12 protein-coding genes and 1 pseudogene are annotated in these 16,554 nt (G+C 64.0%); 6 read left to right on the top strand and 7 right to left on the bottom strand.

Annotation, left to right across the window (positions count from 1 at the left end; all coding sequences use genetic code 11):
- Nucleotides 1–33: 33 nt before the first annotated feature.
- Both QA642_RS37650 and QA642_RS37645 read right to left on the bottom strand, forming a co-directional pair.
- Nucleotides 34–228, bottom strand: coding sequence for a hypothetical protein (locus tag QA642_RS37650; RefSeq protein ID WP_283081420.1), 195 nt, complete (start codon nucleotides 226–228; stop codon nucleotides 34–36).
- A gap of 535 nt (nucleotides 229–763) precedes the next feature.
- Complete coding sequence (locus QA642_RS37645; protein ID WP_283081419.1) at nucleotides 764–1,147, bottom strand: transglutaminase-like cysteine peptidase; 384 nt, start codon at nucleotides 1,145–1,147, stop codon at nucleotides 764–766.
- Between the two features lie 1,873 nt (nucleotides 1,148–3,020).
- Between QA642_RS37645 and QA642_RS37640 the strand changes: the two are divergent.
- Nucleotides 3,021–3,904: pseudogene (locus QA642_RS37640) on the top strand (aldose 1-epimerase family protein).
- 12 nt (nucleotides 3,905–3,916) lie between these two features.
- On the opposite strand, the gene QA642_RS37635 reads toward QA642_RS37640, so the two are convergent.
- Both QA642_RS37635 and QA642_RS37630 read right to left on the bottom strand, forming a co-directional pair.
- The gene (locus QA642_RS37635) at nucleotides 3,917–4,765 is read right to left on the bottom strand and encodes an MBL fold metallo-hydrolase (protein WP_283081418.1); all 849 of its coding nucleotides are present in this window, start codon (nucleotides 4,763–4,765) and stop codon (nucleotides 3,917–3,919) included.
- Between the two features lie 88 nt (nucleotides 4,766–4,853).
- The gene (locus QA642_RS37630) at nucleotides 4,854–6,014 is read right to left on the bottom strand and encodes an acyltransferase (protein WP_283081417.1); all 1,161 of its coding nucleotides are present in this window, start codon (nucleotides 6,012–6,014) and stop codon (nucleotides 4,854–4,856) included.
- A gap of 293 nt (nucleotides 6,015–6,307) precedes the next feature.
- Here QA642_RS37630 and QA642_RS37625 point away from each other — a divergent pair, with 293 nt between their 5' ends.
- Complete coding sequence (locus tag QA642_RS37625; RefSeq protein ID WP_283081416.1) at nucleotides 6,308–7,123, top strand: response regulator transcription factor; 816 nt, start codon at nucleotides 6,308–6,310, stop codon at nucleotides 7,121–7,123.
- Between the two features lie 120 nt (nucleotides 7,124–7,243).
- On the opposite strand, the gene QA642_RS37620 is transcribed toward QA642_RS37625, so the two are convergent.
- Together QA642_RS37620 and QA642_RS37615 are read right to left on the bottom strand one after the other, a co-directional pair.
- On the bottom strand, nucleotides 7,244–8,053 hold the full coding sequence (locus QA642_RS37620; protein ID WP_283081415.1) for a transglycosylase SLT domain-containing protein: 810 nt from the start codon (nucleotides 8,051–8,053) through the stop codon (nucleotides 7,244–7,246).
- A 55-nt stretch (nucleotides 8,054–8,108) separates the two neighbouring features.
- Complete coding sequence (locus tag QA642_RS37615; protein WP_283081414.1) at nucleotides 8,109–9,227, bottom strand: alpha/beta hydrolase; 1,119 nt, start codon at nucleotides 9,225–9,227, stop codon at nucleotides 8,109–8,111.
- Between the two features lie 240 nt (nucleotides 9,228–9,467).
- Between QA642_RS37615 and pgm the strand changes: the two genes are divergently transcribed.
- The 4 genes from pgm (at nucleotide 9,468) to QA642_RS37595 (ending at nucleotide 14,208) form a co-directional block, all read left to right on the top strand.
- Nucleotides 9,468–11,114 carry a phosphoglucomutase (alpha-D-glucose-1,6-bisphosphate-dependent) gene (gene pgm, locus QA642_RS37610; protein WP_283081413.1) on the top strand — a complete coding sequence of 549 codons (1,647 nt, stop codon included), beginning with the start codon at nucleotides 9,468–9,470 and terminating at the stop codon, nucleotides 11,112–11,114.
- Between the two features lie 285 nt (nucleotides 11,115–11,399).
- The gene (locus QA642_RS37605; protein WP_283081412.1) at nucleotides 11,400–12,449 is read left to right on the top strand and encodes an aromatic ring-hydroxylating dioxygenase subunit alpha; all 1,050 of its coding nucleotides are present in this window, start codon (nucleotides 11,400–11,402) and stop codon (nucleotides 12,447–12,449) included.
- Nucleotides 12,450–12,454: 5 nt separating this feature from the next.
- Nucleotides 12,455–13,216, top strand: a complete 762-nt coding sequence (locus QA642_RS37600; RefSeq protein WP_283081411.1) for a GntR family transcriptional regulator — start codon at nucleotides 12,455–12,457, stop codon at nucleotides 13,214–13,216.
- Nucleotides 13,217–13,227: 11 nt separating this feature from the next.
- Complete coding sequence (locus tag QA642_RS37595; protein ID WP_283081410.1) at nucleotides 13,228–14,208, top strand: PDR/VanB family oxidoreductase; 981 nt, start codon at nucleotides 13,228–13,230, stop codon at nucleotides 14,206–14,208.
- 181 nt (nucleotides 14,209–14,389) lie between these two features.
- Here the strand turns inward: QA642_RS37595 and QA642_RS37590 are convergent, their stop codons facing one another.
- Nucleotides 14,390–16,351: an EAL domain-containing protein gene (locus QA642_RS37590; RefSeq protein WP_283081409.1), complete on the bottom strand. Its 1,962-nt coding sequence runs from the start codon at nucleotides 16,349–16,351 to the stop codon at nucleotides 14,390–14,392.
- Between the last annotated feature and the right edge of the window lie 203 nt (nucleotides 16,352–16,554).

Here is a 16,554-nt window from a genome sequence, read left to right as displayed (position 1 = left end):
GCGGCGACGGAACAGGCAGTTTATGACTGCGCTCTAGCCAAAGATCATCCAACTCATAGCGGCAAGCCCGGCGCGGGTGATGACATATAGCCAGCCGATCATTGCAACGCCGACCGTGGTCAAATAGGCAGCTGCAAAGGCGCGGTCGGCGCTCGGGGTTTTGTTGACACCAAAGTCTTCGGTGGTCAGGTCCGCGCTCAGACCTGTTCGATTAGCTGCATCCGACATGTCTCACCTCCGACGCATGAAGTATCTCGCAGGAATATTGCGCCCACTCGACAGCAACGTGGAAAGCACGCGGCGGCAGAGAGGCAAAAGCGAGACGCGCAACAAGTCGCCTGACACGTCGTCCATCGTCTGCCTTGCGGAGGCGCGTTCCTGCAGGTTTACTCGGTGCAGTTGTCGTGCCAAGTTTGCGCTTTCTGGATGGAATCCGCTTTCCGACGACAATCTCACCGTCGGGCGACTCCGCCGCTGCACCAGAGTTCCGCTGAAGCATCTTCAGAAATTGCTCGGTACAGCGCCGCGTGTCATGGCGCGTTCTGCGGCACCAAGGAGGTGTCTGCCGACAACGCGCTCGCGTTGCCAGTGCAGGCGATCGAATCTCCGTCCAATCTCTCAGGGCAGTGATGTGCGCCAAATACTTGGATTGTCTCTGGCGAAGCAATTCTGAGCAACTGGTACTGTCGAACGGCGTCTGCAAAGGGCAGTACGTATTCGTACAGATTATCCAGTGCGAGGACGCCGCCTTCGTAAAGAACAATCAGAATGAGGTGGTGTTCGCCGGTGTTTCGATGCGAACCTCCGCGAGCAGCATTTGCGAGGAGCTGCCGCCCAAAGACAAGAGCAGATGACGCTTGGAAACTGCATAATCGCCGCAGTCGCCCTCGGATGGATATAGGTCCCAGCCATCCTTCGACTGCTCGCTTGGTGCAATTTGAGCGTTCACGACCGAGTTTGCGAATTGGATTTCACGAAATTCCAATCCCGCTCCGCTTCGAGCGCGTCGAGGTTTGCAATCGGAGGGATACTTGGCGCAGAAGGCCGTGTATTGAACTGGCGGCAGGGTGGGCTCGGCATGCACATGCAAGATGCACAACTGCACAAGAATGACTGAGAGCGATGCATACAGGAGGAGCTTTTGCATTCTTTATGCTCGCGTTGAAGCAAGCAATGAAATCTAGGTCCGGGTTGAGTCGACCTTTGGCTGCGTGGGGCCGTGTGCCGTACGCCCTTCACGTAGGGTCGATGACGCCCTGGCCGGGATAGAAGCGTAGACAATAAATAGATGTCGCGGAGTTGGAAACTGAGTTCCAAATCGCCATAGGCGAGATTGAGGCAAGCTTCGCACGCACTTTTTTGAGACTTCGCCATTATGCCATGCGGATCGCTAATCGCGGGCGGCGCCAATCTTGTGTAAATCCGATGTCACGCTCAGAACGCTCGCCTCAGTAGCTGTTGGCGCCAGTTCGACTCTAGAGCAGCCGAGAGGGCGTGTCTCGGCGCAGTTCTGTGCAGCGTCGATCGCCGAGCTTTGCATTAATTAAGTCCGTCACGTGGAATCGTGATCGAAAACGGGCTAGTCCATCGGGGACAAATGTTGGAGCGACGTCTATCGGAGATGCTTCTCCATTCGGTGGCGTTCCGGTATGAGAACCCGTGCTTGGTCAGGAACTGCTTTGCTTCAGAAAAGACTAGCGAGAGAAACACCCACAGTTCCGCTATACGGGCGATTAATCCTGCAGGCGTGTTAGAGGTCCCGTTTGTTGTTAGATTTTGATGGGATGTGATCAAGACGATGAGGGCAAGCCATCAGAACAGAAACGGGAGCCAAAGCGATCTCGTCGCGTTTTGGTCATGCCGCTCACCACTGCTCTTTGGTCCAGTCTTCTAGGCTCTGCGGATCTTCTCGGTATTCCCACTTTCCGCCGAGTCCTCGTCGACGCCAGACCTTGCCAGGGTAGAGGGATGTAGAGGTCCAACCGCCATCAACCGTCCGCCGCGGCACGATAGGCGAGCGGCATTCGTGCCAGGCCAATTCATGATCCGGATACTTCCGATCGCAAAACCATCTAAAAAGCATAATCAGCCCATTAAAAGGCCAATGCCTACCGCAACTGGCGATGCGCAATCAACCTGATACAGTTTGGCAAGTCGCCCATGGTAAATTGCCGGCACTCTAACGTCGCGCTTGGAGGGGGCGTACCTGACTTAACCAAGCTCCGCGCCGGCGGACTCCGGTAGAGCAGCCGTCCTGCGTCGAATCCCTTAACCTTAGCGCGCTTGTTGGCTTCTGCAGTGCGCGGATATACTTAGGGCGTATTTCTCTTTGCCGAACGCTGCCAATTGTCTGAAAAGCGCTGACGAGGGGCGCAGTTTGGCGATTAGCGTAACCTTGGACATCGAGATTGTTGAGTCGGTGGGCGGCACGTAGGACTTCGGGGCGCTTACCAGTTGAGCTTCCAGCCCTCTTCTCTCACCACTGGTCCGTCTCCCATTCTTCGAAGGCCTGCGGCTTTTGAATGTATTGCCATTTCCCGTCTTGGCCGCGGCGGCGCCAGGTTGGGCATTTAAGCAGCGTCTTGCCGCCATCAACCGTTCGTCTCGGGAAGATAGGAGGTTCGCACGGTCGCCATTGATATTCATCATCCGGCTGGCCACTTCGGCCCCCGAACCATCGTCGTAAGAAAAGCATTGTGTCAGCCCCATGACAGCCATCAGGGCTTATCAAGAGTTGCGTCGCACAATCAATGGCTGAATGCTGGGGTTTTTCGTAAGGCATGTAGTGCGGTTAACGCTCTTACCGGTTGACGGTTCACTCCGTCAGCAAGCTGCGGCCACGCAACGAACGGCAAGGATCTTGATCCAGCTGTACTTGCTGTGGACATAACTGGATTATGGACGACCTTCATGTTCCCAATTCCCATTTGCAGTATCGGCAAGTCTCCACTGCTCGGTCGAACTCCCGAATGCGGCGGACACAGTTTCGAGCCAGATGACTTGCTCGCAGGAGCTTGCACATGACCAACGACACGCACACGATCCACAGCGGCTCTCTCACCGCGACCATCAAAGCCCACGGCGCCGAGCTGTGGTCGCTGCAGGATCGCAGCGGCACTGAATTCGTCTGGCAAGCGAGGCCGGAATGGCCGCGCCATGCGCCGCTGCTGTTCCCGATCGTCGGGCGTCTTGCGGGCGACGAATTGCGGCACCAAGGCAAGACCTACCGGATGACCCAGCACGGCTTTGCGCGCGACAGCCGCTTTGCCTGGGCCGGGCGTGACGAGACCAGTTGCACGCTGGTGCTCGAAGACAACGCGGCGACGCGCGCGCTTTATCCCTTCGCGTTCCGCCTGACGGCCATCTACACGATCGACGCCGCCGCCCTCGAGCTGGCGCTCACAATCGTCAATACCGGCAAGGAGCTGTTGCCGGCTTCGCTCGGGGGACATCCCGCCTTCAACTGGCCGCTCCAGGCGGGCGTGCCCAAGGAAAGCTATGCGCTGACCTTCGCGACGGCAGAGGCATCTTTCGTCCGCCGTCTCGATGGTGGATTGCTGCGCCCGGCGACGGAGCCGAGCCCGGTCAACGGCACGGTGCTGCCCTTGTCCGAGGCCCTGTTCGTCGACGACGCCATCATCTTCGACCGGATCGAGAGCAGTTCGGTCCGCTATGCCGCCGGGCAGGCGCCGGGCCGTGGCTGAAGATGTCCTGGCGCGGCTTTCGCGAGCTTGGCGTCTGGTCCAAACCGTCAGGCGCGCCGTTCCTCTGCATCGAGCCCTGGCGCGGCTATGCCAGCCCCAAAGGCTTCGACGGCGAGTTCGCCGACAAGCCCGGCCTGATGCATATCGCACCTGGAGCGGAACAGCGCCTGTCGTACCGGATCGAGGTCGGATCGTCCTGAGATCGATGACTCTCAGACCTCGATCCGCGTCAGGTCCTCGCCGAGCACGACCGAACCCGAATAGTCCTTTTGCACATCCGCGAGCAGCGCGTTCAGCATGGCATCGTCAGTGCGCGGCCGGTGATGGGTCAGCGCGAGCTTCTTGACGCCGGCCTTGGCCGCGACCTTGCCGACGGTGTCGCCGCAGGCGATCGTGTATTTCGCAAGCCGCCGGAAGTGCTCGTTGTTGATCTCCGGTGTCGCGAGAAAGCAGACCTGGACGAGCAGGTCGGCGCCTTCGGCCAGCCGTTCGAGGCCGGGGCAGGGGACGGTGTCGCCGGAAATCGCAATCACCTTGCCCTCCGCCTCGAAGCGGTAGCCGAGGCACATCCAGCGCGCGAGAAAGGCCGGAGACATGCCGAGGCCATCGCCATGCGAGACGAGCTCGGCGCTGATCTTCCAGCGGCCGGTGTCGAGGACGGGACCTGGAACGATGTCCGTTGCGACGACCGGTTTCCAGCCGCCGAAGGTCGGCTCGCCCTGATCGCGCGAGGCGATGTCCTTGTCGTAGACCTGCGTGACCAGCGTGTTGACGAGCCGTTCGGTGTCCGGCGGCCCGAAGATGCGCAGCTCGTCTTTGCGCCCGTGCATCCATGAATTGAGCATCACGTCGTAGAGATCGCCGATATGGTCGAAATGGTGATGGGTGAGAAAGACCGTGTTGATGGCGCCGAGCGGCACGCCGGCCTTGCTGAGCTGCACCATCACGCCGCGGCCGGCGTCGAACAGGATGTTCTCCTCGCCGAGCCTGATCAGCGTGGTCGTCGCCATGCGGCGCGGGTCCGGGCGCGGGCCGCCGGTGCCGAGCAGGATGACCTCCATGCGCCTACTCCGATGTGAAGCCGGGAGCGCACAGTAGATAGGAAGGCTGCGGCGAGGCAAGCCGCATCAGATCGCGAAAGCAATACGTTCAGCGCACACCGGTTGCAGTGGCGGCGACGACAGGGCGGATGGCCGGGCGGGCGGACGCCGATGAGGTCAGACGCTGCGCCAGGTCCTGCGTGTGCCGCTCGACCAGATGCCAGGTCGCGCGCGCGAGGAGATAGCTGAGCGCGATGGTGACGACGTAAGTCATCAGCAGCGAGGCCAGCCCGTCCGCGAGCGGCCAAATCCGGTGTAGAGCGTAGATCACCGCGAAGTGCGACAGATACATCGAATAGGAGTTGCGACCGAGCGCCTCTATCGGTGACCAGTGCACCGCGAAACGGATGCAGCCGGCCACCATCGCGCCGAGCACGAGGTTGATGATCAGGTAGTTGAATTCGTGCGCGCCGGTCGCGCCATTGGCGAAGAAGGACAGCACGACGAAGACGATGAAGATCGCGGCGTCGGATCTGGTGAAGCCGTCGCGCAGCGAGAAGAACAGCGCACAGCCGGTCAGGAATACCGGCAACTGGTTCAGGAAGCTGAGGTGCAGCGTGCCCCAGACGAAGGAGTCGTGGCCGGGTCCGTAATAGGCCGAGAACAGTTCGAGGGCCCACGGCTTGAACAGGCAGACATTGACGAGGTGCAGCAGAAGCGCGAGCGCGAGATAGAGACGGCGGCGCGATCCGAACGCGGTGATCAGAAGCGGGAAGACGAGATAGAACGTCATCTCCGCCGCGATCGACCAGTCGCCCGGCACGACGCTGTTGACGCTATCGGGCCAGAAGCCGTGCAGGAACGTCGCGGTCAGGATCACCTGGAGCGGCCCGATTCCGTCGGGCGCGGTGTCGCGCGGCCCCGTGCCGTAGAGAGCAAGGTAGGCCGGAATCGCGAGCCAGAACAGCGGCGCGATGCGCAAGGCGCGGCGGATGTAGAATTTGCGTGTCGGGCTCGTTTCGCCGGCGCGCTGTGTCCACATCAGGCACATCGTCATCGCGCTGACGAAGTAGAACACATTGACGCCGGTCCAGCCGCACATGAAGGCGTAGTCGATTGCGTGGATGTTCGACGGAAATGATTGCGAGACGTGGATCGCGATCACGCCGAGGATGGCGAGGCCGCGCAGGAAGTCGAGTGTATGAGAACGATTGAGGGGCGTTGCGCCTCGTTCGATTCGACCGGCAGCCAACCGGGCCTGCCCCTGCATAACGCCTGCTCCGTATTTCGCACCTGCAAGCGGAGACAATAGAGGCGCGGCCGGCCTTTCCGAAGCCGAAGGCTGTCTTTACGTTAACCAGGGGTTGCATCCGGAGCCGAAACGACCCGATCGGCGCTCGAGCTGACTGACCCCGCTGCGCGCCAACCAGGCCAGCGGGACTGTGCGCGGAATGAGAATTGTGGGCCAATTCATACTTAATACTTCAAGACCATGACCAATATTGTTTGGGCGCGACAACACGCCTAGTATTCCAGCAGGCAATTCGGGGGCTCGAACCAATTGTGAATGTACGTTCACAGGACGGCGCGCTGCGCGACGACTTGAATTTTCAGGCCGGGCCGCAAGCACACAGGACATCCAAGATCGTGACTGATTCCGCACTTCAGGAATTGCGTCCGGCTGGCCGCGAGCGGCTGATCGTCGTCGAAGACGATCCGGTGACGCGGACGATGCTGGTCGGTTATTTCAGCGAGAACAATTTCGACGTGGTCGGGGCCGGCTCCTGCGCGGAGTGCCGCCAGGCGCTGCGCGCGCGCACCGATCTCGTCTTCCTCGACGTGCAACTGCCCGACGGGGACGGCTTCGAGCTCGCCAAGGAGATCCAGGCGACCAGCAACGCGGGCATCATCTTCGTCACCCGTCGCGACACCGACGTCGATCGCATCCTCGGCCTCGAGATCGCCGGCGATCATTATGTCACCAAGCCGATCAATCTGCGCGACCTGCTCGCGCGCGCGCGCAGCGTGTTGCGGCGGCGCTCGATCGATCGCAAGGCAGCGCGCAACCACAACTCGATCGCCTTCGGCGACTGGATCATCGACCTGACGCGGCGCGAACTGCTCGGCAGCGACGGCAAGCCGGTGGCGCTGACGCGCGCCGAATTCGACCTGCTCGCCGCGCTGGTCGGCGCCGACGGCAGGCCGCTCAGCCGCGACTATCTGATCGAGGTCGTCAGCAACCGCCAGGCCGAGGTCGACATCCGCACCGTCGATGCGCTGGTGGCGCGGCTGCGCCGCAAGCTGGTTGGCAGCGGCACGCCCGTGATCGCCACCGTCACCGGCGTCGGCTACAAGCTCGCGCTCAGCGAGCGGCTCTAAAGCATGATCCGGAAAAGTGCGCAGCGGTTTTCCGAAAAGATCATGCTCAAACAACAACCTAAAGCGCGATGACGATTCATCCTAATCTCATCGCGCTGTAGGGCACGGCAGGCGTCGCGGTCAGCGCGATGCGACCCGTCTCCACTTTGCCTCGATCCGCGCCTTGATGAGGCCGACCCTCGCTTCATGTGCGGCCCAATAGGCGCGGCTGGCAGCGGCCGTGCCCTGACGGTAACGCGCATAGACGTCCTTGGGACGCGTCGGCACCTTCGGCGCTTGCGCTATCTTTGTTGCCTTTGCTGCCGGAGCCGGATCCGGCACAACCGCGACCGGCGCCGGATCGAGAGCCACAGCGCCGGCTTCCAGAGCCGCCGAGTTCATCGCGACGAGACGGTTGCGGGCGCGGTTGCAATAGACCTGCGAGCGCGCCGTCATCGTCTCCTCGCCATGACCTGCCCGATATTTCATCAGGGCGCGGCAGAGATCGCCGCCCGCCAGGCGCCATGCGCGGGCGAGATAAAGCACGCCGTAATGGATGTTGATATCAGGCTCTGCGAGCTCCGTCGTGTTGCCGCGGAACCCGAGCATCGCAGCGGTCTCGGGCCGCACCTGCATGAGGCCGATTTCGCCGACGCTGCCGATGACGGCCGAATTGTATCCGCTTTCGACGAACACGACGGCCTCTGCGATATCGGCGGGCAGGCCGGTCTTCGCGGTTTCCCGCTCGATGATCTTGCGGATTTCGACCCGTGACGACGGCGTTTCGCCGGCGCCAAGCTCCGTCATGCTCTCCGACGCCGCCGGCACAGTACGCGGCTCGTCCGGCGTGCCGTCCTTGGCATGCGCGCAGATCGGAACCGACAAAAGGAGGGCGACGGCAGCGTGTCTCCACGTCGCGGCGAGATTGAAGCGCACCCGATCCCTCATCATGGGGCCTGTCATAGGGCTTCGAAGTTAACAAACGGGCTTCGGGCGGGAAGGTCCCTTATCGCGCGCGGGCGCTCTGATCGGTGACCGGAGCGAGGCGGTCATCGACCGCATAGAGCGTGCAGGTGGGCGACCATTTCATGCAGGCGGCGAGGGAGTCGCGCTGGGCGTCGTCGACGGTCGCGCGTCCCGCCCGCCAGCCGTAACCGCCATTCGGCGACACCGCGAAAGCCTTGTGCGGCATCGTAGAGGCGAGATAGCGCGCGAACTCGGCGAGCGCGGCCTCGTTGAGCCGGCTCGGCGGCGGCAGCGGATCGGGCAGGCTCAGGATGTCATGGCCGAGCCCGTGCTCGCGCAGGAAGGCGTCGAGATACCGCGTCCATTGCGGGCGGCCCACGACCGAATAGAGATAATGGCCGTCGTCCCCATAAGGCGGCGCCACGATGAACTTCGCGTTGCCGCCACCAGCGCGAAACCCGTCATGGAAGCGGCGCGCGAGATCGGGACCGAAGAAGGAATCGTTGGTCGCGTAAACCCACAGCATCGGCACGCGCGAGGTTTTGCCGAACGTGGCAAAAGCCTGCACCAGCCCATCGGGATTGCAGACCTCGTCGTCGTCGCGCGAGCCGCGGCCGCCGGCAAAGCTGATCGCGGCGACGAGGCCGGGCGGCGCCTGCGCGGTCAGCGCGACGGTGGCGAGCCCGCCGGCGGAATGACCGGCCGCGATCATGCCTGACGTCGTGACGTCGCTCCTGCGCGCCATCGCATCGATCGCGGCACGCAAATCCGCCACCGCGACCGCCGCCGCCGGCAGATAGGCCGCGTTGGCGCAACCGCCGACGCTGTCGACGCGCCCGCCGGGCGAGGTGCCGTAGCCGCGCCGCATCACGATCAGCGCGGCATAGCCGCGCCGGGCATATTCGAGCGCGATGCCGTAATATTTGTGCGCCGACATCGTGGCGCGGTCGTCGAAGCTGCGCGGCGAGCCGTGACTGAGCAGCGCGAGCGGATAGCGCTTCGTCCCCGCCGGGCGGACCAGGAAGGCCTCCAGCCCTTGCGATCCGGTCTCGGCCATGGGGATGCGCAGGTCTTCCGTATAAAACTCCGCGGCGTGCGCCGGCGCGCCGGCCAGGAGGAGGCCGGTGATCAGCAGGAGCGCCTTGCGAAAAACAGCCATGGGACGATTCGAACGGTCGCGATGGGGTGGACCATAGCATGATCCAGGGGACGCGCAGGCAGCCCTCCGCCCGTCATTCCGGGCTCGCGCTTCGCGCGCCCCGGATTGACGGATGAAGGAATAACGGCTGATGCCCGCCTCAGGAACGCCTCACCCGTCGCGTGTGTTGTGGTTTGGCGGACACCGGGCCGATGCTATGGTATCCCGCAATCTCTGTGACGACAGGACGAGGATATTTCAGTGGCTGATGTCAATCCCGCGGCGGGCAAGCTGGTCTCGCCGGACGCGCTCACTAACATTCCGCGGCTGGTGACGGCCTATTTCGCCGGCAAGCCCGATGCCGCCGATCCGGCGCAGCGGGTGGCGTTCGGCACCTCCGGTCATCGCGGCACCTCGTTCAAGAACAGCTTCAACGAGGGCCATATCCTCGCGACCACGCAGGCCATCTGCGACTACAGGAACGAAAAGGGGCTGACCGGCCCGCTCTTCATCGGCATCGACACCCACGCGCTGGCCGAGCCGGCGCTCGCAAGCGCGGTGGAGGTGTTTGCGGCCAACGGCGTCGACATCATGATCGACAAGGACGGCGGCTATACGCCGACGCCCGTCATCTCGCACGCGATCCTCACTTACAACAAGGGCCGCACTAGCGGCCTTGCCGACGGCGTCGTCGTCACGCCCTCGCACAATCCGCCCGAAGACGGCGGCTACAAATACAATCCGCCGCATGGCGGCCCGGCCGATACGGACGCGACCTCCGTGATCGAGAAGCGCGCCAATGCCTATCTCGCCGATGGCCTCAAGGGCGTGAAGCGCATCGACTACGCCAAGGCGAAGAGGTCGGCGAACGTGCACGCCTACGACTTCATCACGCCTTACGTTGCCGATCTCGGCAATGTCGTCGATCTCGATCTCGTGAAATCCGCCGGCATCAATATCGGCATCGATCCGCTCGGCGGCGCCGCCGTGCATTACTGGCATCCGATCATCGAGCGCTACGGCCTGAAGGCGACGGTCGTGAACGAGGCGATCGATCCGACCTTCCGCTTCATGACGGTGGACTGGGACGGCAAGATCCGCATGGACTGCTCCTCGCCTTACGCGATGGCGAGCCTGATCGCGATGCGCGACCGCTTCGACGTCGCGTTTGCCAACGACACCGACGCCGACCGTCACGGCATCGTCACGCGCAGCGGCGGGTTGATGAACCCGAACCATTATCTCGCGACCGCGATCTCCTACCTGTTCGCACACCGGCCGAACTGGGGCAAGGATGCCGCGATCGGCAAGACCGTGGTGTCGAGCTCGATCATCGACCGTGTCGCCAAGAAGCTCGGCCGCAAGCTGGTGGAGACGCCGGTCGGCTTCAAATGGTTCGTCGACGGCCTCGTCAGCGGCAGCTTCGGCTTCGGCGGCGAGGAGAGCGCAGGGGCCTCGTTCCTGCGCCGCGACGGCACGGTGTGGACCACCGACAAGGACGGCGTCATCCTCGGACTGCTCGCCGCGGAGATCATGGCCAAGACCGGCCGCGACCCGAGCCAGCTGTTCGGCGACCTCACCGCCGAGCTCGGCGTTCCGCACTATGCGCGCATCGACGTCGCCGCCACCGTGCCGCAGAAGAACATCCTGAAATCCGTGACGCCCGAGCAGCTCGGCCTGAAGGATCTCGCCGGCGATCCGGTCCGCTCGACGCTGAGCAAGGCGCCCGGCAACGGCCAGCCCTTCGGCGGCATCAAGGTCGAGACCGATTTCGGCTGGTTCGCCGCAAGGCCGTCCGGCACCGAGGACGTCTACAAGATCTACGCGGAGAGCTTTAGGAGCACCGAGCACCTGAAGCGGATTCAGGAGGAAGCCCAGGCTGGGCTGAAGAGGGTGTTCGGGGCGTAGCGGCCCCTGAGGGCATCGTCTGAAGAATTCACGAGAGGTCGTCATGCCCGGGCTTGTCCCGGGCATCCACTTTCTTGGCGCCGCGCGGCGATGCGTGGATGGCCGGGACAGGCCCGGCCATGACGCTGTTAGAGCGGGGACACCCTCCCACATCTGCTGTTATCGCTATGATGTATACACAAGTGCCCGTAGAGGTATTTAGATAAGCAAAATTTAGCCTTGAACGATTCCTCGTCCCCGCTATTGTATACATAACGCATACATAAGCCACGGGAGCCCACGCCCATGACAAAACCCTTCCCCATGAACGCCTGGTACGCCGCGGCCTGGGACGCGGAGGTGAAGCCGGCGCTGCTGCCGCGGACGATCTGCGGCAAGCATGTCGTGATGTACCGCAAGGCCGACGGCTCGGTGGCCGCGCTGGAGGATGCCTGCTGGCACCGCCTGGTGCCGCTGTCCAAGGGGCGGCTCGAAGGCGACACCGTCGTCTGCGGCTATCACGGCCTGAAATACAACGCGCAGGGCCGCTGCACCTTCATGCCCTCGCAGGAAACCATCAACCCGTCGGCCTGCGTGCGCGCCTATCCCGTGGTCGAGCGTCATCGCTACATCTGGCTCTGGATGGGCGACCCGGCGCTGGCCGATCCTGCGCTCGTCCCCGACATGCACTGGAACCACGATCCGGCCTGGGCCGGCGACGGCAAGACCATCCGTGTCAACTGCGACTACCGCCTCGTGCTCGACAATCTCATGGACCTCACCCACGAGACTTTCGTGCACGGCTCTTCGATCGGGAACGACGCGGTGGCGGAAGCGCCGTTCGACGTCACCCATGGCGAGAAGACGGTCACGGTGACGCGCTGGATGCGCGGCATCGAGGCGCCGCCGTTCTGGGCCAAGCAGCTCGGCAAGCCCGGCCTCGTCGACCGCTGGCAGATCATCCGTTTCGAGGCACCATGCACTATCGCGATCGACGTCGGCGTGGCGCCGACAGGCACCGGCGCGCCGGAGGGCGACCGTTCGCAGGGCGTCAACGGTTTCGTGCTCAACACCATCACGCCCGAGACCGAGAAGACCTGTCACTACTTCTGGGCCTTCGTGCGCAACTATCGTCTCGATGAGCAGCGCATCACCACCGAGATCCGTGAAGGCGTCTCCGGCATCTTCCGCGAGGACGAGCTGATCCTCGAGGCGCAGCAGCGTGCGATGGACGAGAATCCCGATCGCATCTTCTACAACCTCAACATCGACGCCGGCGCGATGTGGTCGCGCAAGCTGATCGACAAGATGGTGGCGAAGGAAAACGCGCCGACGCACCTCCAGGCCGCGGAGTAGGCCAGGTGAAGGCAGCTCCCGAGCGCGAGGTCGACCGTTCCGTCTCGCAGACCGTGAAGGCGCAGCTCGCGCTGCGCGACCAGATCCTGTCAGGGGCCTTGCGCCCCGGCGAGCGCATCTCCGAGCTTCAGGCGGTGGAGACGACCGGCGCCTCGCGCACCCCGGTGCGCATGGCGCTGGTGCGGCTGGAGGAGGAGGGGCTGCTGGAAGCGATCCCGTCCGGCGGCTTCATGGTGAAGGCGTTTTCGGAGCGCGACATTTCCGACTCCATCGAGCTGCGCGGCACGCTGGAAGGCCTCGCCGCACGCTTCGCTGCCGAGCGCGGCGTTTCCGCGCGCGAGCTCGAGCCGCTGAAGGAATGCCTGGCCGCGATCGACGAATTGCTGCGCCAGGTGCCGATCTCGATCGAAGCCTTTTCGTCCTACGTCACGCTGAACGCGCGCTTCCACGCGCTGCTCACCGAATTGTCGCGCAGCCCGCCGCTGATCCGCCAGATCGACCGCGCCTCGGCGCTGCCGTTTGCTTCGCCAAGCGGGTTCGTGATGGCGCAATCGGCATTGGCCGAAGCGCAGCAGATCCTGATCATCGCACAGGAGCACCACCGCGTCGTGATCGACGCCATCGAGAACCGCGAGGGCGCGCGCGCCGAAGCCGTGATGCGCGAGCACGCTCGGCTCGCGGTGCGCAATCTGCGGCTCGCGCTGCGCAACCGCACCCATCTCGACCTCTTGCCGGCGCTCGCGCTGATCAAGACCGCAACCGACTGAGGGCAGTCACCATGCGCTTCATCGAAACCTGGCTTCCGGCAACGCTCGTTGAGACGCGCGATCTCGCCCCCGGCATCCGCGAATTTCTGATCCGCCCCGATCAGTTTGATGGCAGCGCCTATCCGGTCGGCAGCCACATCAATGTCAGCGTCACCATCGACGGCCTGCCGGAGACACGGTCCTATTCGCTGGTCGGCGAAGCCACCGCGCGCGGCCTGCGGATCGCGGTGCGCCGCGCCGAGGATTCCCGCGGCGGCTCGCGCTACATGTGGCAGCTGGCGCCGGGCGCGCGGCTCGACATCACGCAGCCCGCCTCGCTGCTCGCGGTCGACTGGGCGCGACAAAATTATTGCCTGATCGCCGGCGGCATCGGCATCACCCCGATCCTCGGCGCCGCGCAGGCACTGGCGCGGCGCGGGGCCGATGTCGCGCTGCACTACGCCGTGCGTTCGCGCGGCGAGGCCGCCTATCTCGACGATCTCGCCGCGATGCTCGGCGATCGCCTGGTCGTGCATGCGAGCGACGAAGGCAAGCGGCTCGATCTCGACGCGCTGTTCGCCTCATTGCCGCAAGGCGCGCTCGCGCTGTTCTGCGGCCCGATGCGGATGCTGGATGCCGCGCGCCATGCCTGGATCGGCGCCTGCCACCCGCTGCCCGATCTCCGCTACGAGACCTTCGGCTCCAGCGGCACGCTGCCGACCGAAACTTTCCGCGTGCGCCTGAAGGGCACCGATGTCGAGCTTGAGATTCCGCGCGAGCGATCGATGCTCGACGTGCTCAACGCCAGCGGCCACGACGTCATGTACGACTGCAAGCGCGGCGAATGCGGCCTCTGCGCCATCGACGTCGTCGCCGTCGACGGTGAGATCGACCACCGCGACGTCTTCTTCAGCGATCACCAGAAGCAAAGCAACCAGAAGATCTGCGCCTGCGTCTCGCGGGCGAGGGGTACGATCACGGTGGACACGCTGCTGCGGGCGGATGCGGTCTGAGGTGGCTGCTGCGGGATCTATTTGGATGAAAGGTAGGGCCGCGGACTCCACCTCTCCCGCTTGCGGGAGAGGTCGGCGCGCAGCGCCGGGTGAGGGCTCTCTCCTCTGGGGGTTCGATTGAGGAGACACCCTCTCCCCAGCCCTCCCCCGCTTGCGGGGGAGGGAGCGCACCTCCCTCGTCTCACGCCGCAAACGTCGCCCGAAGCTTCTTCGTCTCCAGCAGCGCCATCACCCCGTCGGCCGGCACCGGCCGGCTGATCAGATAGCCCTGGACCTCGTCGCAGCCGATCTGCCTGAGATATTCGAGCTGGTCCGCGGTCTCGACGCCCTCCGCGACCACGCCGATGCGCAAGTCCCGCGCGAGCGAGACCACGGATTTCACGATCGCGGCGCAGTCGGGCTGCACCAGCACGTCGCGGATGAACGACTGGTCGATCTTGATCCGGCTGAACGGCAGCTTGCGCAAATAGGTGAGCGAGGAGAAGCCGGTGCCGAAATCGTCCAGCGCCACGGTGATGCCGAGCTCGAGCAGCGCGTTCAGGATCGACGCGGCCGAGCCGTATTTCGACAGCAGCATCGATTCCGTGATCTCGATCTCCAGCCGGTGCGGGGCGACCTTGGCATCCGCCAGCGCCTGCACGATGGTCTGGAGAATGCTCGTGTTGTGAAACTGCGCCGCCGAAAAATTCACGGCGACGCGGATGTCCTCGGGCCAGTCCGCCAGCGTCGCGCAGGCGCGGCGGATCACCCATTCGCCGATCTCGTGGATCAGCCCGGTCTCCTCGGCGATCGGGATGAACTCGCTCGGCGGCACGAGGCCACGCGAGGGATGCTGCCAGCGCAGCAGCGCCTCGAAGCCGGTGATGCGGTTCGCATCGAGATCGAGGAACGGCTGGAAGGCGAGGAACAGCTCGTTTCGCCCGACGGCGCCTGCGAGGTCCGATTGCAGAGCCTTGCGCTCGCGCGATGAGCGGTCGTCGCTGGCCTCGAAGAAGCAGACCGTACCGGGGCCGGCCTTCTTGGCGCGGTAGAGCGCGGTGTCGGCATTCTTCATGATGTCGAGCGCCGCACCGCCATCGCGCGGCGCCAGCACGATGCCGACGCTGGTCGCGCCGACGAACTGGCGGCCCTCGATCTGGAAGGGCTTGGTGAAGGCGGCGACGAAGCGCTCGGCGATCTCGAGCGCGTCCTCGGGGCGCGCCAGATTGGCCATCAGCAGCGCGAACTCGTCGCCGCCGATGCGCGCGACGTGCTCGGCGGCGCGTGTGCAGCGCTGCAAGCGGCTTGCGACCTGGACCAGGAATTCGTCGCCGGCGGGATGGCCGAACTGGTCGTTGACCTCCTTGAAGCGGTCGAGGTCGAGCAGCAGCACCGCGAACTCCTCGCCGGACAGAGCGAGGCGCTTCAGCGCGGCATCGAGCGTCTCGCTGAAGGCGACGCGGTTGGGCAGCTGGGTCAGCGGGTCCTGCCGCACCGTGCGCTCGGCCTCGATCTGCCGCATCACGCGCCGCGCAAAGGCGAACGAATTCACGAACACGCCGCGCAGCAGCACGCTGCCATAGACAACGACGAGAAAGGCGATCAGCAGGAAGGCGAGGTCGCCGTTCCGCCCGAGGCAAATGGCGATTCCGACGAAGATTGGCGCGGTGAAAGCGATGGCCGCGATCGGAATGGTGGCGAAGGCCAGCGCGCCGCCGGCCAGCATGCCCGAGCAAAGACAGGTGATGACGAGCTGGCCGCCGGTCGAGGCGTTGGCGAAGAAGGCGACCGGGACGATGCCCCAGGCGGTGCCGAGCACGAAGGCGTTGCGCACCAGGCGGTGGATCGCCCGGCGCGAGACGAATTGCGGTTTCGTGATACGGCGCGCGGCGCGGGATTGCAGGCCGAATGCGATCGCGGCGCCGGCGACAACGACGGCCCAGATCAGGGCAGGGATACGGTCCGGCGACTGCCACAGCGCGATCGCCAGCACGACGGCGTTGCAGGCATTCGCGAGCATGATGCCGACGGAATAGCCGAGCACCAGCGACATTTGTTCCGCGCGGATATGGCCGGCCACGGCTTCGTCGGTTGCAGGACCGCCAAAGGCCGACAGATCGCCGGCAAACAGCCGCGCGAAATAGCTGGTCGTTTGAGTCCGCATTCCAGAGCCTAGCAGCATGAGCCCTTTGTCCGGCTCGATCCGGAGAATTCGCCATAAAGATTTGACGAACTATGAATTATCCACGCTTGCTGCGGCCGGCGTGATCACTTCTAGGTGGCAAAGATCGCGTATCGATAACAAATCGATACAAATGCGGCGCCCGCGCGTTACGGCTGTAACGCTGGGAAGGATCGCAACCATCT

It is taken from the genome of Bradyrhizobium sp. CB2312 (assembly GCF_029714425.1).
Taxonomy (GTDB): domain Bacteria; phylum Pseudomonadota; class Alphaproteobacteria; order Rhizobiales; family Xanthobacteraceae; genus Bradyrhizobium.
The sequence above is the reverse complement of the archived record's forward strand: the minus strand, read 5'-3'. Positions and strand labels throughout refer to the sequence as shown.

What these genes read in the sequence shown, in the direction of transcription:
- QA642_RS37620 (WP_283081415.1), bottom strand. Translation starts at nt 8,053, where the DNA reads ATGATGAGGGATCGGGTGCGCTTCAATCTCGCCGCGACGTGGAGACAC.
- QA642_RS37595 (WP_283081410.1), top strand. Translation starts at nt 13,228, where the DNA reads ATGCGCTTCATCGAAACCTGGCTTCCGGCAACGCTCGTTGAGACGCGC.
- QA642_RS37590 (WP_283081409.1), bottom strand. Translation starts at nt 16,351, where the DNA reads ATGCGGACTCAAACGACCAGCTATTTCGCGCGGCTGTTTGCCGGCGAT.
- QA642_RS37650 (WP_283081420.1), bottom strand. Translation starts at nt 228, where the DNA reads ATGTCGGATGCAGCTAATCGAACAGGTCTGAGCGCGGACCTGACCACC.
- QA642_RS37635 (WP_283081418.1), bottom strand. Translation starts at nt 4,765, where the DNA reads ATGGAGGTCATCCTGCTCGGCACCGGCGGCCCGCGCCCGGACCCGCGC.
- QA642_RS37630 (WP_283081417.1), bottom strand. Translation starts at nt 6,014, where the DNA reads ATGCAGGGGCAGGCCCGGTTGGCTGCCGGTCGAATCGAACGAGGCGCA.
- QA642_RS37615 (WP_283081414.1), bottom strand. Translation starts at nt 9,227, where the DNA reads ATGGCTGTTTTTCGCAAGGCGCTCCTGCTGATCACCGGCCTCCTCCTG.
- QA642_RS37645 (WP_283081419.1), bottom strand. Translation starts at nt 1,147, where the DNA reads ATGCAAAAGCTCCTCCTGTATGCATCGCTCTCAGTCATTCTTGTGCAG.
- QA642_RS37605 (WP_283081412.1), top strand. Translation starts at nt 11,400, where the DNA reads ATGACAAAACCCTTCCCCATGAACGCCTGGTACGCCGCGGCCTGGGAC.